Here is a 315-nt window from a genome sequence, read left to right on the forward strand (position 1 = left end):
ATCGTCCGCACCAGCATCGTGTACGCCCTTGGCGCGCTCGCTGCTGAAGGGGGCGCCCGCCTCGACCGCATCCGCAAAGCCATGGATAGCCCGCTCTACCGCAAGGCGCGCGCCTTCATCAACCGATGGGGCGTTATTGCCGTGCCCCTCTGCTTTCTCACCGTGGGTCTGCAAACCGCGGTCATCATCACGACCGGCTTCACGAAAATGCCGCTGCGCCGTTGGGTGCCCGCGATGCTGGTCGGCACCTTCATGTGGGCGTGCATCTACACCACCATCGGCTTCGCAATTCTTGCCGCGCTCGGGCTGGAGCCG

Annotated in this window: 1 pseudogene; it reads left to right on the forward strand. The window is 65.1% G+C overall.

From position 1 onward, the window contains the following. Positions 1-315: pseudogene (locus tag AB8E48_RS09035) on the forward strand (DedA family protein); the annotation flags it as partial.

The sequence above is a fragment of the Rothia mucilaginosa genome (assembly GCF_964211445.1).
In the GTDB taxonomy this organism is placed as follows: domain Bacteria; phylum Actinomycetota; class Actinomycetes; order Actinomycetales; family Micrococcaceae; genus Rothia; species Rothia mucilaginosa_E.